This window comes from Bradyrhizobium lupini (assembly GCF_040939785.1).
GTDB lineage: Bacteria > Pseudomonadota > Alphaproteobacteria > Rhizobiales > Xanthobacteraceae > Bradyrhizobium > Bradyrhizobium canariense_D.
Map to the genome: position 1 here is coordinate 4,998,046 of NZ_CP162553.1, position 16,960 is coordinate 5,015,005.

Sequence of the window (16,960 nt, forward strand, 5' to 3'; positions counted from 1 at the left end):
GCCGATCCTCTGGCGTTGTGAAAACACTGCCAGCCCCCTATGCTCATTTGCTATAGCGTATGGAGTAGCCTTCCAGGATTGGCAAGCATGGATTTCCGTCAGCTCAGGACCTTCAGTTGCGTGGCGGAGCTCGGCAGCCTCTCCAAGGCGTCCGATACGTTGCGCGTGGCGCAGCCGGCGCTCTCCAGGCAGATCAAGCTCCTGGAACACGAGCTGCGCACGGAATTGTTCACCCGCAACGGCCGCGGCATGGTGCTCACGGATGCCGGCCGCCTCTTGCTGGCGCGCACCTCCGGCATCGTGCGGCAGATCGACCAGATCCGCGACGACATCCAGTCGTCCAAGGGGCCGCCATCGGGCCAGGTCGTGCTCGGCCTGGTCCCGACCGTGAGCTGCGTGCTGTCGGCGCGCTTCGCGCGGCGCTGCGTCGAAAAATTTCCCGGCATTTCGCTGCGCATCGTCGAGAGCTACAGCGGCCATCTCGTCGAATGGCTGCATCGCGGCGAGATGGATCTCGCCATCCTCTACGGCCGCTCCGCCGATCTGCATCTCAACGTGGAGAGCTTGGGGCGCGACAACATCGTCGCGGTTGGTCCGCGCGGTTGTGGCCTCGCGCGCAAGAAGAGCGTCGATGTCGGCTGGCTGCTGCGGCAACGGCTGGTGCTGCCCAGTCATTCCCACGGTCTCCGTGCGCTGATCGAGCATGCGGCGGCCCAGCGCAAGATCAAGCTCAACGTCCAGCTCGAGGCGGATTCGTTCCGCGTGCTCACGAGCCTCGTCGAGGAAGGCCTCGGCTTCGCGCTGCTGCCGCCCTCGTCGGTCCACGGCGAGGTCGCGGACGGGCGGCTGGAAACGGCTGTCGTCTCGAAGCCGATGACGCGCGAACTCATATTCGCCTCTCCGATCGACCGTCCGGTCTCGACGGCCTCGCTTGCCGTCACCGCCCTCCTGCGCGAGGAAGTCGCCGCCTGCCGCAAGGACGGCGTGTGGGACATCAAGTTGAGTTAGATGTGGCGGTGCGGTTTAGGACAGAAGGCCGTATGCGACCCATCGCATGTTGCGCGAGCTGTCATGCCGGAATTTTATAGCTGGGGTGGAGTCGCCCGCTCTCAATCCACCCCCGCGTGTCATTGCCCGCGAAGGCGGGCAAATCCAGTATTCCAGAGCCCGCAGTGCTTGAGCCGAGAAGCCGCGGCGTACTGGACGCCCCGCTTTCGCGGGGCATGACAGTGGGGCCTACCCCGGTATCCTCACCGGCAGCGACTCGTACCCCTTGATGAAGCTCGAATAGATCCGCTTGGGCTCGCCGACCACCTCGATGCGGTCGAAGCGCTTCAGCATCTCCTCCCAGACGATCTTGAGCTGGAGTTCGGCGAGGCGCATGCCGACGCAGCGGTGGATGCCGAAGCCGAAGGAGAGATGGGTCCGCGGCCGCGGGCGGTCGATGATGAACTCGTTCGGCTTTTCGAACATCTCCTCGTCGCGATTGCCGGAGACGTACCACATCACGACGCGGTCGCCCTTCTTGATGTGCTTGCCGCCAACTTCAGTGTCCTGCAGCGCGGTGCGCCGCATATGCGCGAGCGGGGTCTGCCAGCGGATCACTTCGGGCACCATGGAATCGATCAGTTCCGGGTTGGCGCGCAGCCTGTCGTACTGCTCCGGATTCTCGTTCAATGCCAGCACCGAGCCGGTCATGGTGTTGCGCGTGGTGTCGTTGCCGCCGACGATGAGCAGGATGATGTTGCCCATGAGATTATCGGGGTCCATGAAGCGCGTGGCGTCGTTGTGCGCCATCAGCGACAGCAGGTCGTTGCGCGGCGCGGAGTTGACGCGCTCGTTCCAGAGCTTGGACATGTAGGCGTAGCATTCGTCCATCTCGCGGCGGCGCTCTTCGGCCGAGGCCACGATGCCGCTCTTGGGCAGCGCGGTCGCGACATCGGACCAGCGCGTCAGCTTGCGCCGTTCTTCCCAGGGGAAGTCGAACAGGGTGGCTAGCATCTGCGTCGTCAGCTCGATCGAGACGCGCTCGACGAAATTGAAGGTCTCGTTGCGCGGCAGATTGTCGAGCACGGTCTGCGAGCGCTGGCGGATCAGTTTTGCCAGTTCGTCCAGATGCGTCGGCGTGAACATGGGCGACACCGTCTTGCGCTGCGACGAATGACGCGGCTGGTCCATGGCGATGAAGCTCGGCCAGTCATAGCCTTCCGGCACGTCGCGGATCCCGATGCCGCCGAGCGTTGAATCCGAGGAGAACAGGCCGTGATTGGTGTCGACATGCATGATGTCGTTGTACTTCACCACCGACCAATACGGCTCGATCGGCGCATTGGTGCAGTAATGCACCGGCTCTTCCTTGCGCAGCCGCTCGAACCACGGCCACAGGGTGTCGTCCTGGAACAGCCTGGGCGCGCCCGGGTGGAATTGCGCCAGCGGCGTCGCATAGGCCTCCTCGCGCGCCCTGCGCATGCGTTCGGCCTTGTCCACTTGAACCGGCGCTTGGATGTTCATGGTGGTTTGCTCCAGTTGCTTGCTTAACCTCTCTCGCGTGCGGGAGAGGGGGCACAGCTTCCTTGTGGACGTGTCGAACTCATCTTTGCGAATCTAAGCCGCGATCTTCACCGGCAAGGTTTCAAGACCCTTCACGAAACTCGAATAGACCCGCTTGGGTTCGCCGACCACCTCGATATGGTCGAATCGCTTGAGGATCTCTTCCCAAATAATCTTGAGCTGGAGTTCGGCAAGCCGCAAGCCGACGCAGCGGTGGATGCCGAAGCCGAACGAGAGATGCGTGCGCGGCCGCGCGCGGTCAATGATGAATTCGTAGGGCTTTTCGATCGCATCGGCGTCGCGGTTGCCCGAGACGTACCACATCACGACCTTGTCACCTTTCTTGATCTGCTTGCCGCGGAACTCGAAGTCCGCAAGCGCTGTGCGCCGCATATGGGCCAGCGGCGTCTGCCAGCGGATCACTTCCGGCACGAAGCTGTCGAGAAGCGCTGGGTTTTCGCGCAGCTTGCGATATTGCTCCGGGTGCTGGCTCAGCGCGTGGAGCGAGCCCGACATGGTGTTGCGGGTGGTGTCGTTGCCGCCGACGATCAGAAGGATGAGATTGCCGAGGAAGTTCTTCGCGTCCATGTCGCGCGTCGCGGCGCCATGCGCCATCATTGACAACAGGTCGCTCTTCGGCGGCTGTTCGATGCGTTCCTTCCACAGTCGCGTGAAATAGCCCGCGCATTCCGTCAGCTCGGCCTGACGCTCGTCTTCGGTGGCGACGAGGCCGTCGGGGCCGGGAATGGTGGTCGCGATGTCCGACCAGCGCGTCAGCTTGCGGCGATCCTCCCAGGGAAAGTCGAACAGCACCGCGAGCATCTGCGTGGTGAGCTCGATCGAGACATGGTCGACCCAGTCGAACACCTCGCCGCGGGGCAGATTGTCCAGGCACTCGGCCGAGCGCTGGCGGATGCTGAGCGCGAGATTGTCCAGATGCGTCGGCGTGAACATCGGCGCCACGGTCTTGCGCTGCGCCGCATGGCGCGGCGGGTCCATCGAGATGAAGCTCTCGCGGCGCAGTTCCGGATCGATGTCGCGGATGGTGATGCCGCCGAGCGAGGAGGCCGAGGAGAATACCGAATGATTGGTCTCGATCTCCATGATGTCGTTGTAGCGCGTCACCGACCAATACGGCCCGAACATCGAGTCCTTGCAATAGTGCACGGGATCTTCGCGGCGCAGGCGATCGAAATAGGGCCAGAACGTATCGGTCCTGAACAGCTCTGGGTCGCCCGGATCGAACTGTTCCAGCGGCAGTGACGTAGCGCGTGCGCGTAACGCGTCGAGCTTCGCCGCGTTTTCGATGGTCCCATGCATGACCGCTCTCCCTGACATCAACCGCGCGTTCTCGTTGAATTCTGCGCTGCGGTATTTGATTTGCAATTACAGCCGGTTGTCTGCGCCGGAGCAAGGGCGAGTTTTGCCACATGGGTGTGATGTAGCCCGGATGGAGCGGAGCGAAATCCGGGATTCGGTCCGCCACTGCCGCTGTCCCGGATCGCGCTGCGCTCCATCCGGACTACGACGCCATTGATCCAACAACGTGATCTCGCGCACGCCCTCGGCCGTGGAATCGTGCCAGAAATCGACCGGAATCGAGCTAAATCGAACCCGCCCATCTTGGGGATCGACTAATCTCTGATCTATAAGTTTGATCGAACCAGGTCCGCACCCCGAGGTTGCCGCCGTGAACGACATGCAATGGGCCCCCATCGGCTCCGAACCCTTACCCCCGCCGCTGCCGCCCACGCGGGTCGATTTCACCGGCATCCGTACCGAGTTTCGCAAATTGGTCACCAAGGGTGCCCTGCTCGAGCTCGTCACCTTCGGCTTCTACCGGTTCTGGCTCGTCACCGACATCCGCCGTCATCTGTGGGCGAACACCGCGGTTGATGGCGACGCCGCCGAATATACCGGGCGGGCCAAGGAGCTGCTGGTCGGCTTCCTGTTCGCGCTCGCGATCCTGGTGCCGATCTACCTCGCTTACTTCCTTGTCGGTATCGAGTTCGAACGCTGGCAGGGCTTTGCCTCGACGCCGCTGTTCATCAGCTTCTACGCCTTTGGTCAGTTTGCGATCTTTCGCGCGCGGCGCTATCGCCTGACGCGCACGGTCTGGCGCGGCGTGCGGTTCTGGATGGACGGATCGGGCTGGGCCTATTCGTTCCGCGCCATGCTGTGGGGCTTGCTCGTGTTCCTGACGCTCGGGCTCGCATTGCCGTGGCGCGAGGCCTCGCTCGAACGCTACAAGATGCGGCACACCCATTACGGCGATTTACGCGGCGATTTCGAAGGCGACGGCTGGACATTCTTCAAGCGCGGCTGGTGGCTGTGGCTGCTGAGCCCGATCGCGATGGTGATCTTCCCGCTCGCGCCGTTCTTCTATGCCGAGTTCAAGGCGCGCGAGTGGCGCTGGTGGCTCGACGGTATCCGCATCGGCGACGTCAGCCTGTCCTCGCAATTGCCGCACAACGCATTCTACGCGTTGTACTGGAAAGTGATCGGCTGGTGGATGCTGCTCTCGGCCATCTTCGCCGCCTATATCGGCGGAGCGACCATGCTCGTCGTCAAGCTGAGCGGTCTTTCGGTCGAGCAGGCGTTGGGGCCGGGCAATGCCGCCAAGAGCATCCCGACGCTGGTGATGATGGTGATCGGCTACTTCGCACTCGCTCTCGCCCTCAACATCGTCATGCGGGTCTATCTCCAGCGCGATCTCTGGGCCAAGGTGCTGGAAACTGTCGAGGTGCACAACATCGGAGCCGCGGCGGATGTGCGCGGCAGCGCCGAGCTCGCCAGCGCGCTCGGCGAAGGCTTTGCCGATGGACTCGATGTCGCGGGATTCTGAGCTGTGAGTGAGTTGTCCACAGAGGTGCCGGCGCAATCCGCAAAGCCGACGATCTTCTTCGACGGCTTGTCGAGCCGCAGGCGGCAGGTGGCGCTGACGCTCGGTGACGCGCTCGAGATCCTCGAAGAGGGTGCGACGCCCGTTCGGTGGGCCTATGCCGACATCCGCCGCGCCGATAGCCCGCCCGGCATCTTGCGGCTCGCCTGCGCTTCCGCTCCGCCGCTGGCCCGGCTGGAAATCCGCGACGCTCTGCTCGCGTCAGACGTGACCGCGCGCTGCATGCGGCTCGACGAGCACCAGACCTCGCGCCGCGGGGTCGCAAAAATCGTCGGCTGGTCGATGGCTGCCGCCGTCTCCATTGTCTGCGTCGTGCTGTTCGGCGTGCCGCTCGCTGCCGACCGCCTCGCGCCGCTGGTGCCGAAACCGATCGAGCGGCGCATTGGAGATGCGGCGGAGGTTCAGGTGAAGACGATCTTCGGGCGCAGCGAGTGCCAGGATGGGGCGGGGAAAGCGGCCTTCGTCAAGCTCGTCAATCGGCTGCGCGATGCCGCCGGCCTCGACGACGATTCCATGACCGCGGGCGTGCTGCCGACCCCGGTGCCGAACGCGCTCGCGCTGCCGGGCGGCAAGGTGTTCGTGCTGAAGGGCCTGCTCGACAAGGCCGAAAATGCCGACGAGATCGCCGGCATCCTCGCCCACGAGCTCGGTCATCTCAAGCATTACGACAACATGCGCGGCCTGATCTACAACGGCGGCACCTCGTTCCTGATCGGCCTGTTGTTCGGCGACGTCACTGGCTCGAGCGCCGTGATCTTCGCCTCGCGCAGCGTGGTTGAGGCTTCCTATTCGCGCGAGGCCGAGACCGCTGCGGATACGTTTGCCATCGAGATCATGCACAAGCTCGGCCGTTCGCCTAAGCCTGCAGCCGAATTGATGTTCCGCATCACCGGCAAGGAAGGCGGCGGCCTCACGTCGATCCTGGCGAGCCATCCGCTGACCGAGGACCGCCTCGCGCGCATGACGAAAGAAGACCGCCCCGCCAGCGGCCCGCCGCTGCTCACGGATGCGGAGTGGCAGGCGCTGAAGGGGATCTGCGGCAGCGGCAAGGTGTGACGGCCCGCCCTCAGCGCATCACTTCGCGGGCGCAGCAGGTGGATTCGATCCGGTGGTGACGCTCGGCGCGTTGTTCGGATTGGAGGTCGTGGTCTGCGGGCCGACGTCGCGTCCATTGTAGAAGAAGACGGCAGCGACCACGGCGATCACGAAGATCGCGCCGATCGCCCAGCCCACCGGGCTGTTGCGGCGTGCTCTGTCTGCCCTGCGGTCATCCTGATAGGTCATCGTGCTCTCCATCGTAGAGCAGGAAAACCTTGCGCGAGCGAACCTGTTCCTAACGTGACGCGGTTTGCAAGCCGGCGCCTATCTCGTCCCGTAGGCGCGGTCGCCGGCGTCGCCGAGGCCCGGCAGGATAAAGCCGTTCTCGTCGAGACCTTCATCGACTGCGGCCGTCCAGATCGGCACGTCAGGATGCAGTCCGCGCAGCCGTTCGAGCCCTTCGGGGGCGGCGATCAGGCAGGCGAGGCGAATATCCTTGGCGCCGCGCTCCTTCAGCCGGTCGATTGCGGCCACAGCCGTGTTGGCGGTCGCAACCACGGGCGTCACCACGATCGCCAGGCGCTCGCTGAGATCGGACGGCGATTTGAAGAAGTACTCGACCGCGGCAAAGCTGTGCGGCTCGCGGTAGAGGCCAATATGGGCGACGCGCGCGGTCGGCACCAAATCCATCATGCCGTCGACGAAAGTGGTGCCGGCGCGCAGCATCGGCACGAACACCAGCTTCTTGCCCGCGATCTTGGCCGAATGCATCGTCGCCAGCGGCGTTTCGATAACGGTATCGGCGAGCGGCAGGTCGCGCGTCACCTCGTAGCACAGCAGCATGCCGATCTCCTTGATCAGCTCCCGAAACGATTTGGTCGAGATCGATTTGTCCCGCACCAGGGTCAGCTTGTGCTGCACCAACGGATGATCGACGATCGTGACGCCTTGCATGATCGGATGCCTTTCTTCCTTCTCCCCTTGTGGGAGAAGGTGGCGCGAAGCGCCGGATGAGGGGTCTGTTTCCGCGAACTCGAACGAGAGACTAGAACACCGTACCGTCGCTGATCACCTTGAGCGGCGGCGAACCATCGGGGCGGCGCGCGAAGGCGATAGCGCGGCCCGCGGCCCAGGTGCCGCCTTCCAGAATGCTGGCGAGCGGCAATGATTCAGGGGTGCGGCCGAGTTTTGCGCAGACCAGTTCGGCCAGCCGGTCCAGCAGCGCCACGGTCAGCGCGCGCCACTCGACGACGAGCAGGGAATCCACCGCATGCGCGCGCTCGGCATCGGCGGCGTCGCGCAGGCGCAGCACCTCGTGATCGACGAACAGCCCGCCATTGCGATATTCGGCAAGCCCGGTCAGGCCGTCGATGTCGGTGACGTCGAAGCCGGCGCGCTGCAGCGGCTCGATCAACGAATAGCTCAGCCATTGCGACAGCTTGTGCAGGGGCACGAGACTTTCCGTTGAGTCGTTCGCCTTGATCGCCGGGTGGTGCCAGCAATCACCGAGCGGAATTCCGGCAAGCTCCAACCGAGACGGCCAGATCGGTCCGAGCTGGTTCAGCACGGCGGTCAGGATGGCGGGCGCGGGAACCGCGCCGCCCTTCGCCTGCGCCGCGATGTGATCGAACAGACCGCCCGGCCGCGGCGTGTCGTGCGCGCCGAACACGTCCGCCCGCTCCGCCACCAGCTTGCCCAAGCGGCGCAGCAGATCGGTCCGCCCCTCGAGCCCGAGCAGCGGATTGGCCTCGCTCACCTGAAAGGCCGAAGTGAGCGCGGCGAGTGGCAGTTGCGCGAGCACGTCGGCATCGGTCCTGAAGGGCGCGCGGGGATCGTGGGAAAAAAGACCGCTCGCGAACATGTCGAGGCTCGCAATCGCAAGCCCCTCGGATCGGCCGACGCTTTGTCCCGTCACGGCGTCCCGGTATCGCCACGCCGCCCCCGCGCCGGCATCGAGCAGCACGCTGACGATGGCAAGGTCGAACTCCGCGCGGGCCCGCGCCGCGCGATCGGGCCACGACGCCGAATCCGCAAGCCGCGCCCAGCGATCGATGCCGCCGAGCACGAAATGCCGCCAGCGCGCATGGAACGGAATCTCCAGCGTCGGATAGGCCTCGCGCGTCACGGCGAGAACGGCGTCGGCAACGCCATCCATGCGATCGAGATCGATGGTGAAATGCGTCAGCCCGCCGTTCAGGCCGATCCCAAACATCTCGCCGGCACGCGCGCGAACCGCTGCTGCGCTGAGCAGCGAACGGGCCTGCAATTCCAAAGCGTCTGCCATCAATCGATCAGTATTTTTCCAGCGAACGCCCGACCACGCCGTCGACGTCCTTCTCCGGCGCGATGTCGGTGGAGTAATAGCCGGCGGCCTTCTTCGCGGCGATCTCGACATAGGCGTCGGCGGGAATGAGCTCGGGCGGGATCGGCACGCGCTCGACGATGTCGATGCCCTGCGAGGTCAAAGCGTCGTGCTTCATGTCGCTCATCGACAGGAAGCGGTCGATGCGCTTCAGGCCCAGCCAGTGGATGGTGTCGGGCATCAATTGCTGGAAGCGCGCGTCCTGGACGCCGGCGACGCATTCGGTGCGCTCGAAGTAGGCGGCGGCCGCGTCGCCGTCCTCCTGGCGCTTGCGCGCATTGTAGACCAGGAACTTCGTGACCTCGCCGAGCGCGCGGCCTTCCTTGCGGTTGTAGATCACGAGCCCGAGTCCGCCCTCCTGCGCGCCGCGCGCGGATTCCTCGATGCCGTGAATGAGGTAGGGCCGGCAGGTGCAGATGTCGGAGCCGAACACGTCGGAGCCGTTGCACTCGTCATGCACGCGGCAGGTGATCTTGGTGCGATGGTCCGGCAGCTTGCTGACGTCGCCGAACATGTAGACTGTGGTGCCGCCGATCGGCGGCAGAAACACCTTCATGTCCGGCCGGGTCACCAGCTCGGGGAACATACCGGCGGTCTGCTCGAACAGCGTGCGCCGCAGCTCGGTCTCGTTGGTCGCAAAGCGCTCCGCAAGGCCCGGCAGATACCAGACCGGATCGATCGCGATCTTCACCACCGACACGCTGCCATTGGCGTGCACGACGTCGCCGTCGGCGCGCAGGCGCTTGGCGGCGAGCGCCTCGCGGATCTCCGGCAGGTCCAGCCGCGCGCGCGTCACCGCGATGCTCGGCCTGATGTCGATGCCCTCGGCGATGTCCTTGCCGAAATTCTCGGCGACGAGATGCCCCCAGGGATCGAGCGCGACGATCTTGGCGGGATCGCTCCATTGCGGGAACGGCCCGATGGTCGCCGCGGGAAACGTGTTGGTGAGGTCGGGCCTACGAATCGGATCGAGCGCGCCGGCGGACACCGCGAGCGCGCGGTACATCGCATAGGAGCCGCCATGGCTGCCGATCACGTTGCGATCTCCCGCGCGCGACACCGTGCCGATGATCGGACCGCGGGTGCGTGCGTCGGCGGCGCCCCAGTGGATCGGGAAGGCGGCTGTCCTGCCCGGCTCCGGATGGGAGGTGAGGCGGATGTGGTCGGTACGGTTCGCGCGGCTCATGACCAAACTCCTAAAAAGCCAACGGCCCGCCGCTCGGACGGGCCTTGGCTCGTCGCGCTGCCGATGCGGCACCGGCGGCGCGAGCTCAATCCAACATATTGTAGCGGGCAGTCGCGACAGACAAGTTAATCGTGCTGCGCGGGGCAGGGCGGCTCGATGCCAAATTCCCGTCATCGTGCGACCCGGCAGCGCTTGCCCGCGTGCCACGCTACCGCACTGGCGGAGCTCTCCGCCATCGCAGTAAGATGATGAAGTAATTATGGTTTTCACGTTTTCAAGAGGCGCCACACGGTTGGCGTGCCGGGCGTCGAGTTTCCGGACAAAACGTGTCATCAAACCAAAACGTACAGATCGCCTTTGCCGCATCGCCTTCCTTGGAGACCGCCATGCCCGCCCCCGCCTACATCGACCCCCGCAACGGTAAGCTCTATCCGCTGGACCAGCCGCGCTGGTGCTCGGACGAGCGCACGCCGCTGCTGGTGACGCCCGGGGCAGGGATGTCGCGGGAGGAGATCGAGCCGCGCACGCGTTCGCTCTGGCGCTACCGGGCGGCGCTGCCGGTCGAGATCAAGACTCCGATCACGCTCGGCGAAGGCTGCACGCCGCTGGTGCAGCAGGCCTGGGGCGAGCTGCGCCCGTTCTTCAAGCTCGAATGGTTCAACCCGACCGGCAGCTTCAAGGACCGGGGCTCCGCCGTGATGCTGTCGTTCCTGCGGCAGATCGGCGTCGACGCCATTCTGGAGGACTCGTCCGGCAATGGCGGCTCGTCGATGGCGGGTCTCGGCGCCGCCGGCGGCATGCGCGTGAAGATTCTCGCGCCGGCGTCGACGTCGCCGGCCAAGATCGCGCAGGTCCGCGCCTATGGCGCGGCGGTGCAGCTGGTCGAGGGCCCGCGCGAGGAATCGGAGGCCGAGGCGATCCGGCAGTCGAGCCAGACCTTCTATGCCAGCCACAATTGGCAACCGTTCTTCCTCGAAGGCACCAAGTCGCTCGCCTATGAGATCTGGGAAGACCTCGGCTTCCGCGTCCCCGACAACGTCATCGTGCCCGTCGGCGCCGGCAGCAGCCTTTTGGGTTGCGCCCTTGGTTTCCGTGAGCTGTTGAAAGCCGGCCAGATCACCAGGCTGCCGCGCCTGTTCGCGGCGCAGCCGCTCAACTGCTCGCCGATCGATGCAAGCTTCAAGGCCGGCGTCGACACCCCTGTCGCGCGCGAGGTGAACAAGACCATCGCCGAAGGCACCGCGATCAAGCATCCGCTGCGCCTGCGCGAGATCATCGGCGCGTTGCGCGAGAGCGGTGGCGGCACTGTCGCGCTGACCGAGGACGAGATCGTCGCCGCGCTGCGGCGTCTTGCGTGGCAGGGCCTGTTCGCCGAGCCGACCAGCGCAAGTGCTGCCGCCGCGCTGGAGAAACTATCCGCCACCGGTAGCATCAAGGCGACCGAGACCACGGTCGCGGTCCTCACCGGCACCGGCCTCAAGGCCGCGACCATCGTTGCCGATCTCGTGCAATAGGACCGCGAGGAGGCGAAGCCGTCGCCGTCATGGGCTTGCGTTGAACCTTTGGCATCCGTCGTCAGCCTCATGAAAACTGGCATCGAACAAGGGAGAGTTCCATGGCCGACCAAGACCCGTTTGCTGGTTTCAAGGCAGTCCAGAAGGAAGCCTGGTCGCTGTTCACGCCGATGGAAGTGTTCACCACGCCCTCGGCCGCCAAGCTCGTGAGCTTCGCCGGGGTCGCGACCGGCCAAATGCTGCTCGATGTCGGATGCGGCACCGGCGTTGCTGCGATCACGGCGGCGCGCCGCGGTGCGAAGGTCAGGGGTCTCGACCTGTCGCCGGTCCTGATCGAGCGCGCCCGCGAGCACGCGCAACTGGCGATCTCGATGTCGACTTCGCCGAAGGCGACGCCGAAAGCCTGCCCTATGGCGACAACGAGTTCGACGTGGTGCTCAGCCAGTTCGGCCACATGTTCGCGCCGCGTCCCGAGGTCGCCATCGGCGAGATGCTGCGCGTGCTGAAGCCCGGCGGCACCATCGCCTTCTCCACCTGGCCGCCGCATCTCTATGTCGGACGGATGTTCGCGCTGATCGGCCGCCATCTGCCGCCGCCCGAGGGCGTGGCCTCACCGGTGTCTTGGGGCGATCCCAAGATCGTCGCCGAACGTCTCGCAGGGAAAGCGAAGGATATCGCCTTCGAGATGGACATCATGACGCCGTCCGCGCTCAGCCCGCAGCATTTCCGCCGCACCATGGAAACGACGATCGGGCCTTTGATCAAGCTCGTCGCCCAGTACAAGGACGAGCCGGACAGGCTGCGGAGTTTTCGCAGCGAGTTCGAGGCGCTGATCTCCGAATATTACGACGGAAGCAACAACGTGATGCGCCAGCAATTTTTGATGTCGAAGGCGAAGAAGGCGTAAAGCCGCGCCACGGTGCTTTCCTTCTCCCCTTGCGATCTCACTCCTTCAGATCGTTCACGCGCCTCACCCAAATGCGTACATCGGTGAGCACGTCGGGCAGCGCCGCCTTGACCTCAGCCACGGTCATGCCGGCCTTGATGCGGGGATCGTAGAGCAGGTTGAGGATGTACTGGTCATAGACGTCGAAATAGCCCATCGAGACGTTGTCGTTGAACATGGTCCAGGGCACGCTGGCGGTGTCGTTGATCGGGCCGAGCGATTGCAGCAGCTCCTCATAGGCGCAGTCGAGGAAGGTGAAATCGCCGTTGTCGACGGTGAGGATGACGTCGGAATGCTCGATCTCGAAATTGTCGTTCTTGCGGAAGCCGGACAGGCATTGCGGATCGAGCGAGGTGCGGATCTCGCGGGCCTTCTCCGCACCGTAGAAGCTCGAGATGGTGCGGAACAGATCGCGGTCGCGCACGAGCTTCACGCGCACATTCGCCGCTTCGCTGGAGTCGATCATGGCGATGTCGAGATGCTGCACGCGCTTGCCGATGTCGGCTACGACTTTCGCGAGCTGCGCCTTGCGGTCGGCGCGATCGCTCTCGGCGAACACGCGCACCGGTCCGTCGAACTTGCGGATGCGATCGACACGGCCGGCAAGGTGGTATTCGGCGCCGAACGCCGTCTTCAGAAAGCCGTCGACGATCTCGCCGTCGGTAAAGCTCTTCTTCTCGGCGCGCTGGCGCGAAGCGATCGCGGGCAATTCGCCCGCGACGGCGATGGTAGCGGTGTCAGGCGCGAACGCGACGGTGGCGAGCGCCAGCAGCACGATGCGAAAGCCGGACGGAGACGGGGCCAATGCGGTCATTGCCAGGCGACGCTGCCGTATTCGGAACCGACGCACAAGGCCGCATATCCACGCGCCGCCGATTCTTGCTAGTTGTTCAGCACGACCACCGTGGTGCCGACCCCGACGCGGCCGTAGAGGTCGGTGACGTCGTCATTGGTCATGCGGAAGCAGCCCGAGGACACCGCCTGGCCGATCGTCTCCGGCTCGTTGGAGCCGTGGATGCGATAGAGTGTCGAGCCCAGATACATCGCGCGCGCACCGAGCGGATTTTCGACGCCGCCCTTCATGTGACGCGGCAGGTCCGGCCGGCGCGCCAGCATCTGTGACGGCGGCGTCCAGTCCGGCCATTCCTTCTTGGCGGTGATCCGGTGCACGCCGCCCCAGCGGAAGCCGTCGCGGCCGACACCGATGCCGTAGCGCAGGGCCTGGCCGTTCTGGAGCACCAGATAGAGCCGGCGCTCCGAGGTGTTCACCACGATCGTGCCCGGGGCGTAGTTGCCGTTATACATGACGGTGGTGCGGGGAACTGGGCTCGAGCCGCCGCGGAAGAAATTCGGGCCGCCGCCCATGATGTCGCGCGAGTCGAACTCCTCGGCGAAGGCGCCGCCGGCGGTCGCCGACAGAAGTGCGATGGCGGCAATCGGCGCGGCAAAATACCGGATCATTGTTCCCCCAGCAAAAAATCGATTCAACTGAAGTTACAGGCCATATTTGCGGGCTTTCCGCAAGCCACGGCCTCGTGAGACGGGGCATCCTTAACGGTTGGAGTTACCAAACCGGCAACCGCGCCAATTTGCCGGAAAGTATTAGCCAAACCAGCGCATCGCCGCGCGGGGCAGGGCGGCGACGCCGGCTATTGCTTTGACGAGACGAGCGAACAATGATTGATCGGATGGATTGTTGGAACATTGCCGGTTGCGGGAGCTGACGGATGAACGGTGCGGAAAGTCTGGTGCGGACGATGGTCAAGGGCGGGGTCGACGTCTGCTTCTCCAACCCCGGCACCTCCGAGATGCATTTTGTCGCAGCGCTCGACCGCGTGCCCGGCATGCGTTGCGTGCTCGGCCTGTTCGAAGGCGTGGTGACCGGCGCCGCCGACGGCTATTTCCGCATGAAGGGCACGCCGGCCTCGACGCTGCTGCATCTCGGCCCCGGTCTTGCCAACGGCCTTGCCAATCTGCACAACGCCAAGAAGGCGAATTCCGGCATCGTCAACATCGTCGGCCAGCACGCCGTCTACCACATCGACTACAACGCGCCGCTGACCTCCGACATCGAGGGCCTGGCCCGGCCGATGTCGTCCTGGGTCCGCACTTCGCCGGACTCCAAATCGGTCGCTGCCGACGGTGCCGCGGCGATCGCCGCCGCCAAGAGCGCGCCGCCGCAGATCGCGACCCTGATCCTGCCCGCCGACACCGCCTGGAACGAAGCGGACGGCATCGCCGAGGTTCCGGCCGAGCAGCAGCGCGCAAGCTATTCGCCGCAGGCGGTCGAGCAGGCCGCAAAGATCCTGCACGGCGACGGCGAGGGCACGCTGCTGCTGATGACCGGCAGTGCGCTGAGCGAGCAGGGCCTGGCGCTGGCCGAGCGCATCGCCGCCAAGACCGGTTGCACCGTGATGGGCCCGACCTTCCGTCCCAGGATGGCGCGCGGCCGCGGCCGCTTCTCGATCGACCGCATCCATTACGTGATCGACAACGCGCTGCAGATGCTGGCCAGGTTCCGCCATATCGTGCTGGTCGAGTCCGACGATCCCGTGGCGTTCTTTGCCTATCCGAACAAGCCGAGCATCCTCAAGCCAGAGGGCTGCGAGGTGCATCGCATGACCTCCTGGGGTGAGAATTCGGTCGCTGCACTCGAAGCCCTTGCCGGCGCGGTGAAGGCCAGCGCGAAGGACGTCAAGCCGCAGGCCGCGGCTGAGCTGCTCAAGCCGACCGGCGCACTGACCCACGCCTCGATCGCCCAGTCGATCGCCTATGCGATTCCGGAGAATGCGATCCTGGTCGACGAATCCCTCACCACCGGCCGCGCCTTCTTCCCGCCGACAGCGGCGGCTGCTCCGCACGACTGGCTCCAGAACATGGGCGGCTCGATCGGCTTCTCGACGCCGCTCTCGATCGGTGCCGCGATCGCCTGCCCGGACCGCAAGGTGATCTGCATGGTCGGCGACGGCAGCGCGATGTACACGATCCAGTCGCTGTGGACGCAGGCGAGAGAAAATCTCAATATCGTCACCATCGTGTTCGCCAATCGCATCTACCAGATCCTGCGCGGCGAGTTCGACAATGTCGGCGCCGGCGAGCCCGGCCAGCGCGCCAACGACATGCTGCGGCTCGACCGGCCGACGCTGGATTTCGTGGCGCTGGCCAAGGGCATGGGCGTGCCCGGCCGCGCCGTCACCAACGCGGACGAGTTCAACAAGGCGCTGGCCGAGGCCGTCGCCGAGCCCGGACCGCGGCTGATCGAAGTCCAGATGTAGGGCACCGCATCAGGAGCGCCGAGGGCCGGGGGCAAGATGCAGACCGAGCTGAACAAGGTGATCGCGGCACTCCGGGACTTCTACGCACACGAAACATTCCTGTTCGAGAAGGACATCGGCGAGCGTGCCATCACGCACCGCTTCGCTGTGCATCTGGAGAAGCAGTTCTCCGGCTGGTCGGTCGATTGCAACTACGACCGGCTAGGCGAGCGTACGCTGCATCTGCCGCACGGCACCATCATCTCGACCGACGATCATCTGGGCAAGTCGATCTACCCTGACGTCGTGGTGCATCAGCGCGAGATCCCGAACAATTTGCTCACCGTGGAGATCCGCAAGGCCAGCAATCACACCGCGCTCGACCACGACCAGCACAAGCTGATGGCGTTGACCGATGCGCATGTCTGGTTCGCCTTTTGGATCGGCGTGCTGCTGGTGCTGGACAAGGACAACGTGACGATCTCGGAAGTCTATGTCAGCGGCGTCCTCGATCAGCCGCTGTCGCGCTGGTTCGCCACGCGGCTGGAGGAGGTCGGCCTCGGGATGGCGCGTTAAGGCGTGTGCCGAATTGTCGCCTTTAATTCAGCTATTCCCTTGAGTCATAGCCCAAGCGCGATCTCGGCCCATTTCAGCATGCGGTCGCTATTGAGGAACGCCAGCACCGCCGGCTCGAGCGACGCTGTGCCGCCCGGTGCGAGCAAAGCCGTCGCGGCCACCATGTCGCAGCGTTGATTGAAGGCGAGTGAGAGCGCGGCCTTGGCGTTCCCCTCGACGCGATATGCCCGGCTGCGGCCGCGCATTGGACCGACAAGGATCTCTCGGCCGGCGGCCGTCGGCGTTGCCTTCCCAATCAGCGCCAGGTCGCCCATCTGCTCGAGGTCGCCGTCATCGGCAATGCCGGTGGCGCAATTGCAAAAGCCGAGCTTGGCGCGAACGTAGAGCTGGACTTCGCCGCCGCAATCCGCGGCCTTGCAGCGGAACGCTTTTCCTTTCCCCCAGGGATCCGCACCGAAAGGCCAGTCGATTTCCGTCCACACTGGGCGAACCTCGCCGGAGGTCGCTGTTGCGCGTGCCGGTTCACCGGATCGCAATATCCAGAGCGCTGTGGCTGAGCAGAACAGTGCGATGGCTGCGCTGGTTGCAACGAGCTTGCTTGTCAGGCGCATGGAAGTTGCCGCGACATCTTT

The 16,960-nt window shown here is 64.9% G+C and carries 15 protein-coding genes and 1 pseudogene; 7 read left to right on the forward strand and 9 right to left on the reverse strand.

The window, feature by feature from the left end:
- Positions 1 to 87 precede the first annotated feature (87 nt).
- Complete coding sequence (locus AB3L03_RS23710; RefSeq protein WP_085349559.1) at positions 88 to 1,008, forward strand: LysR substrate-binding domain-containing protein; 921 nt, start codon at positions 88 to 90, stop codon at positions 1,006 to 1,008.
- Positions 1,009 to 1,236: 228 nt separating this feature from the next.
- Here the strand turns inward: AB3L03_RS23710 and AB3L03_RS23715 are convergent, their stop codons facing one another.
- On the reverse strand, positions 1,237 to 2,511 hold the full coding sequence (locus AB3L03_RS23715) for a cytochrome P450 (RefSeq protein ID WP_018453687.1): 1,275 nt from the start codon (positions 2,509 to 2,511) through the stop codon (positions 1,237 to 1,239).
- 93 nt (positions 2,512 to 2,604) lie between these two features.
- Positions 2,605 to 3,870, reverse strand: a complete 1,266-nt coding sequence (locus AB3L03_RS23720) for a cytochrome P450 (RefSeq protein ID WP_018453688.1) — start codon at positions 3,868 to 3,870, stop codon at positions 2,605 to 2,607.
- A gap of 370 nt (positions 3,871 to 4,240) precedes the next feature.
- On the opposite strand from AB3L03_RS23720, the gene AB3L03_RS23725 reads away from it, so the two are divergent.
- Both AB3L03_RS23725 and AB3L03_RS23730 read left to right on the forward strand, forming a co-directional pair.
- On the forward strand, positions 4,241 to 5,395 hold the full coding sequence (locus AB3L03_RS23725) for a YjgN family protein (protein WP_231190287.1): 1,155 nt from the start codon (positions 4,241 to 4,243) through the stop codon (positions 5,393 to 5,395).
- Positions 5,396 to 5,398: 3 nt separating this feature from the next.
- Positions 5,399 to 6,508, forward strand: a complete 1,110-nt coding sequence (locus AB3L03_RS23730) for a M48 family metallopeptidase (RefSeq protein ID WP_368507118.1) — start codon at positions 5,399 to 5,401, stop codon at positions 6,506 to 6,508.
- An 18-nt stretch (positions 6,509 to 6,526) separates the two neighbouring features.
- Here AB3L03_RS23730 and AB3L03_RS23735 read toward each other — a convergent pair whose 3' ends face one another.
- From AB3L03_RS23735 to AB3L03_RS23750, 4 genes are all read right to left on the reverse strand, one after another.
- Positions 6,527 to 6,736 (reverse strand): hypothetical protein, encoded by a 210-nt coding sequence (locus AB3L03_RS23735; protein WP_026232575.1) that lies wholly within the window; start codon positions 6,734 to 6,736, stop codon positions 6,527 to 6,529.
- A gap of 78 nt (positions 6,737 to 6,814) precedes the next feature.
- A complete protein-coding gene (gene upp, locus AB3L03_RS23740; RefSeq protein ID WP_007614501.1) occupies positions 6,815 to 7,444 on the reverse strand; it encodes a uracil phosphoribosyltransferase in 630 nt (209 codons plus the stop codon).
- Between the two features lie 91 nt (positions 7,445 to 7,535).
- Positions 7,536 to 8,774 carry a URC4/urg3 family protein gene (locus AB3L03_RS23745; RefSeq protein WP_368507119.1) on the reverse strand — a complete coding sequence of 413 codons (1,239 nt, stop codon included), beginning with the start codon at positions 8,772 to 8,774 and terminating at the stop codon, positions 7,536 to 7,538.
- Between the two features lie 7 nt (positions 8,775 to 8,781).
- Positions 8,782 to 10,038, reverse strand: a complete 1,257-nt coding sequence (locus AB3L03_RS23750; RefSeq protein ID WP_368507120.1) for a GTP cyclohydrolase II — start codon at positions 10,036 to 10,038, stop codon at positions 8,782 to 8,784.
- A 386-nt stretch (positions 10,039 to 10,424) separates the two neighbouring features.
- On the opposite strand from AB3L03_RS23750, the gene AB3L03_RS23755 reads away from it, so the two are divergent.
- Together AB3L03_RS23755 and AB3L03_RS23760 are read left to right on the forward strand one after the other, a co-directional pair.
- On the forward strand, positions 10,425 to 11,552 hold the full coding sequence (locus AB3L03_RS23755; RefSeq protein ID WP_368507121.1) for a pyridoxal-phosphate dependent enzyme: 1,128 nt from the start codon (positions 10,425 to 10,427) through the stop codon (positions 11,550 to 11,552).
- Between the two features lie 236 nt (positions 11,553 to 11,788).
- Positions 11,789 to 12,459, forward strand: a pseudogene (locus tag AB3L03_RS23760) (class I SAM-dependent methyltransferase).
- A 37-nt stretch (positions 12,460 to 12,496) separates the two neighbouring features.
- Here the strand turns inward: AB3L03_RS23760 and AB3L03_RS23765 are convergent.
- On the reverse strand, positions 12,497 to 13,312 hold the full coding sequence (locus tag AB3L03_RS23765) for a DUF2927 domain-containing protein (protein WP_368507122.1): 816 nt from the start codon (positions 13,310 to 13,312) through the stop codon (positions 12,497 to 12,499).
- Positions 13,313 to 13,380: 68 nt separating this feature from the next.
- Positions 13,381 to 13,959, reverse strand: coding sequence for a L,D-transpeptidase (locus AB3L03_RS23770; protein ID WP_007596474.1), 579 nt, complete (start codon positions 13,957 to 13,959; stop codon positions 13,381 to 13,383).
- A gap of 266 nt (positions 13,960 to 14,225) precedes the next feature.
- Here AB3L03_RS23770 and AB3L03_RS23775 point away from each other — a divergent pair, with 266 nt between their 5' ends.
- Both AB3L03_RS23775 and AB3L03_RS23780 read left to right on the forward strand, forming a co-directional pair.
- Positions 14,226 to 15,773: an acetolactate synthase large subunit gene (locus tag AB3L03_RS23775; protein ID WP_085349553.1), complete on the forward strand. Its 1,548-nt coding sequence runs from the start codon at positions 14,226 to 14,228 to the stop codon at positions 15,771 to 15,773.
- Between the two features lie 36 nt (positions 15,774 to 15,809).
- Entirely contained in the window at positions 15,810 to 16,328 is a 519-nt protein-coding gene (locus tag AB3L03_RS23780) for a hypothetical protein (RefSeq protein ID WP_085349552.1), read from the forward strand.
- A gap of 44 nt (positions 16,329 to 16,372) precedes the next feature.
- On the opposite strand, the gene AB3L03_RS23785 is transcribed toward AB3L03_RS23780, so the two are convergent.
- Positions 16,373 to 16,810: a hypothetical protein gene (locus tag AB3L03_RS23785; RefSeq protein WP_231190307.1), complete on the reverse strand. Its 438-nt coding sequence runs from the start codon at positions 16,808 to 16,810 to the stop codon at positions 16,373 to 16,375.
- Positions 16,811 to 16,960 lie beyond the last annotated feature (150 nt).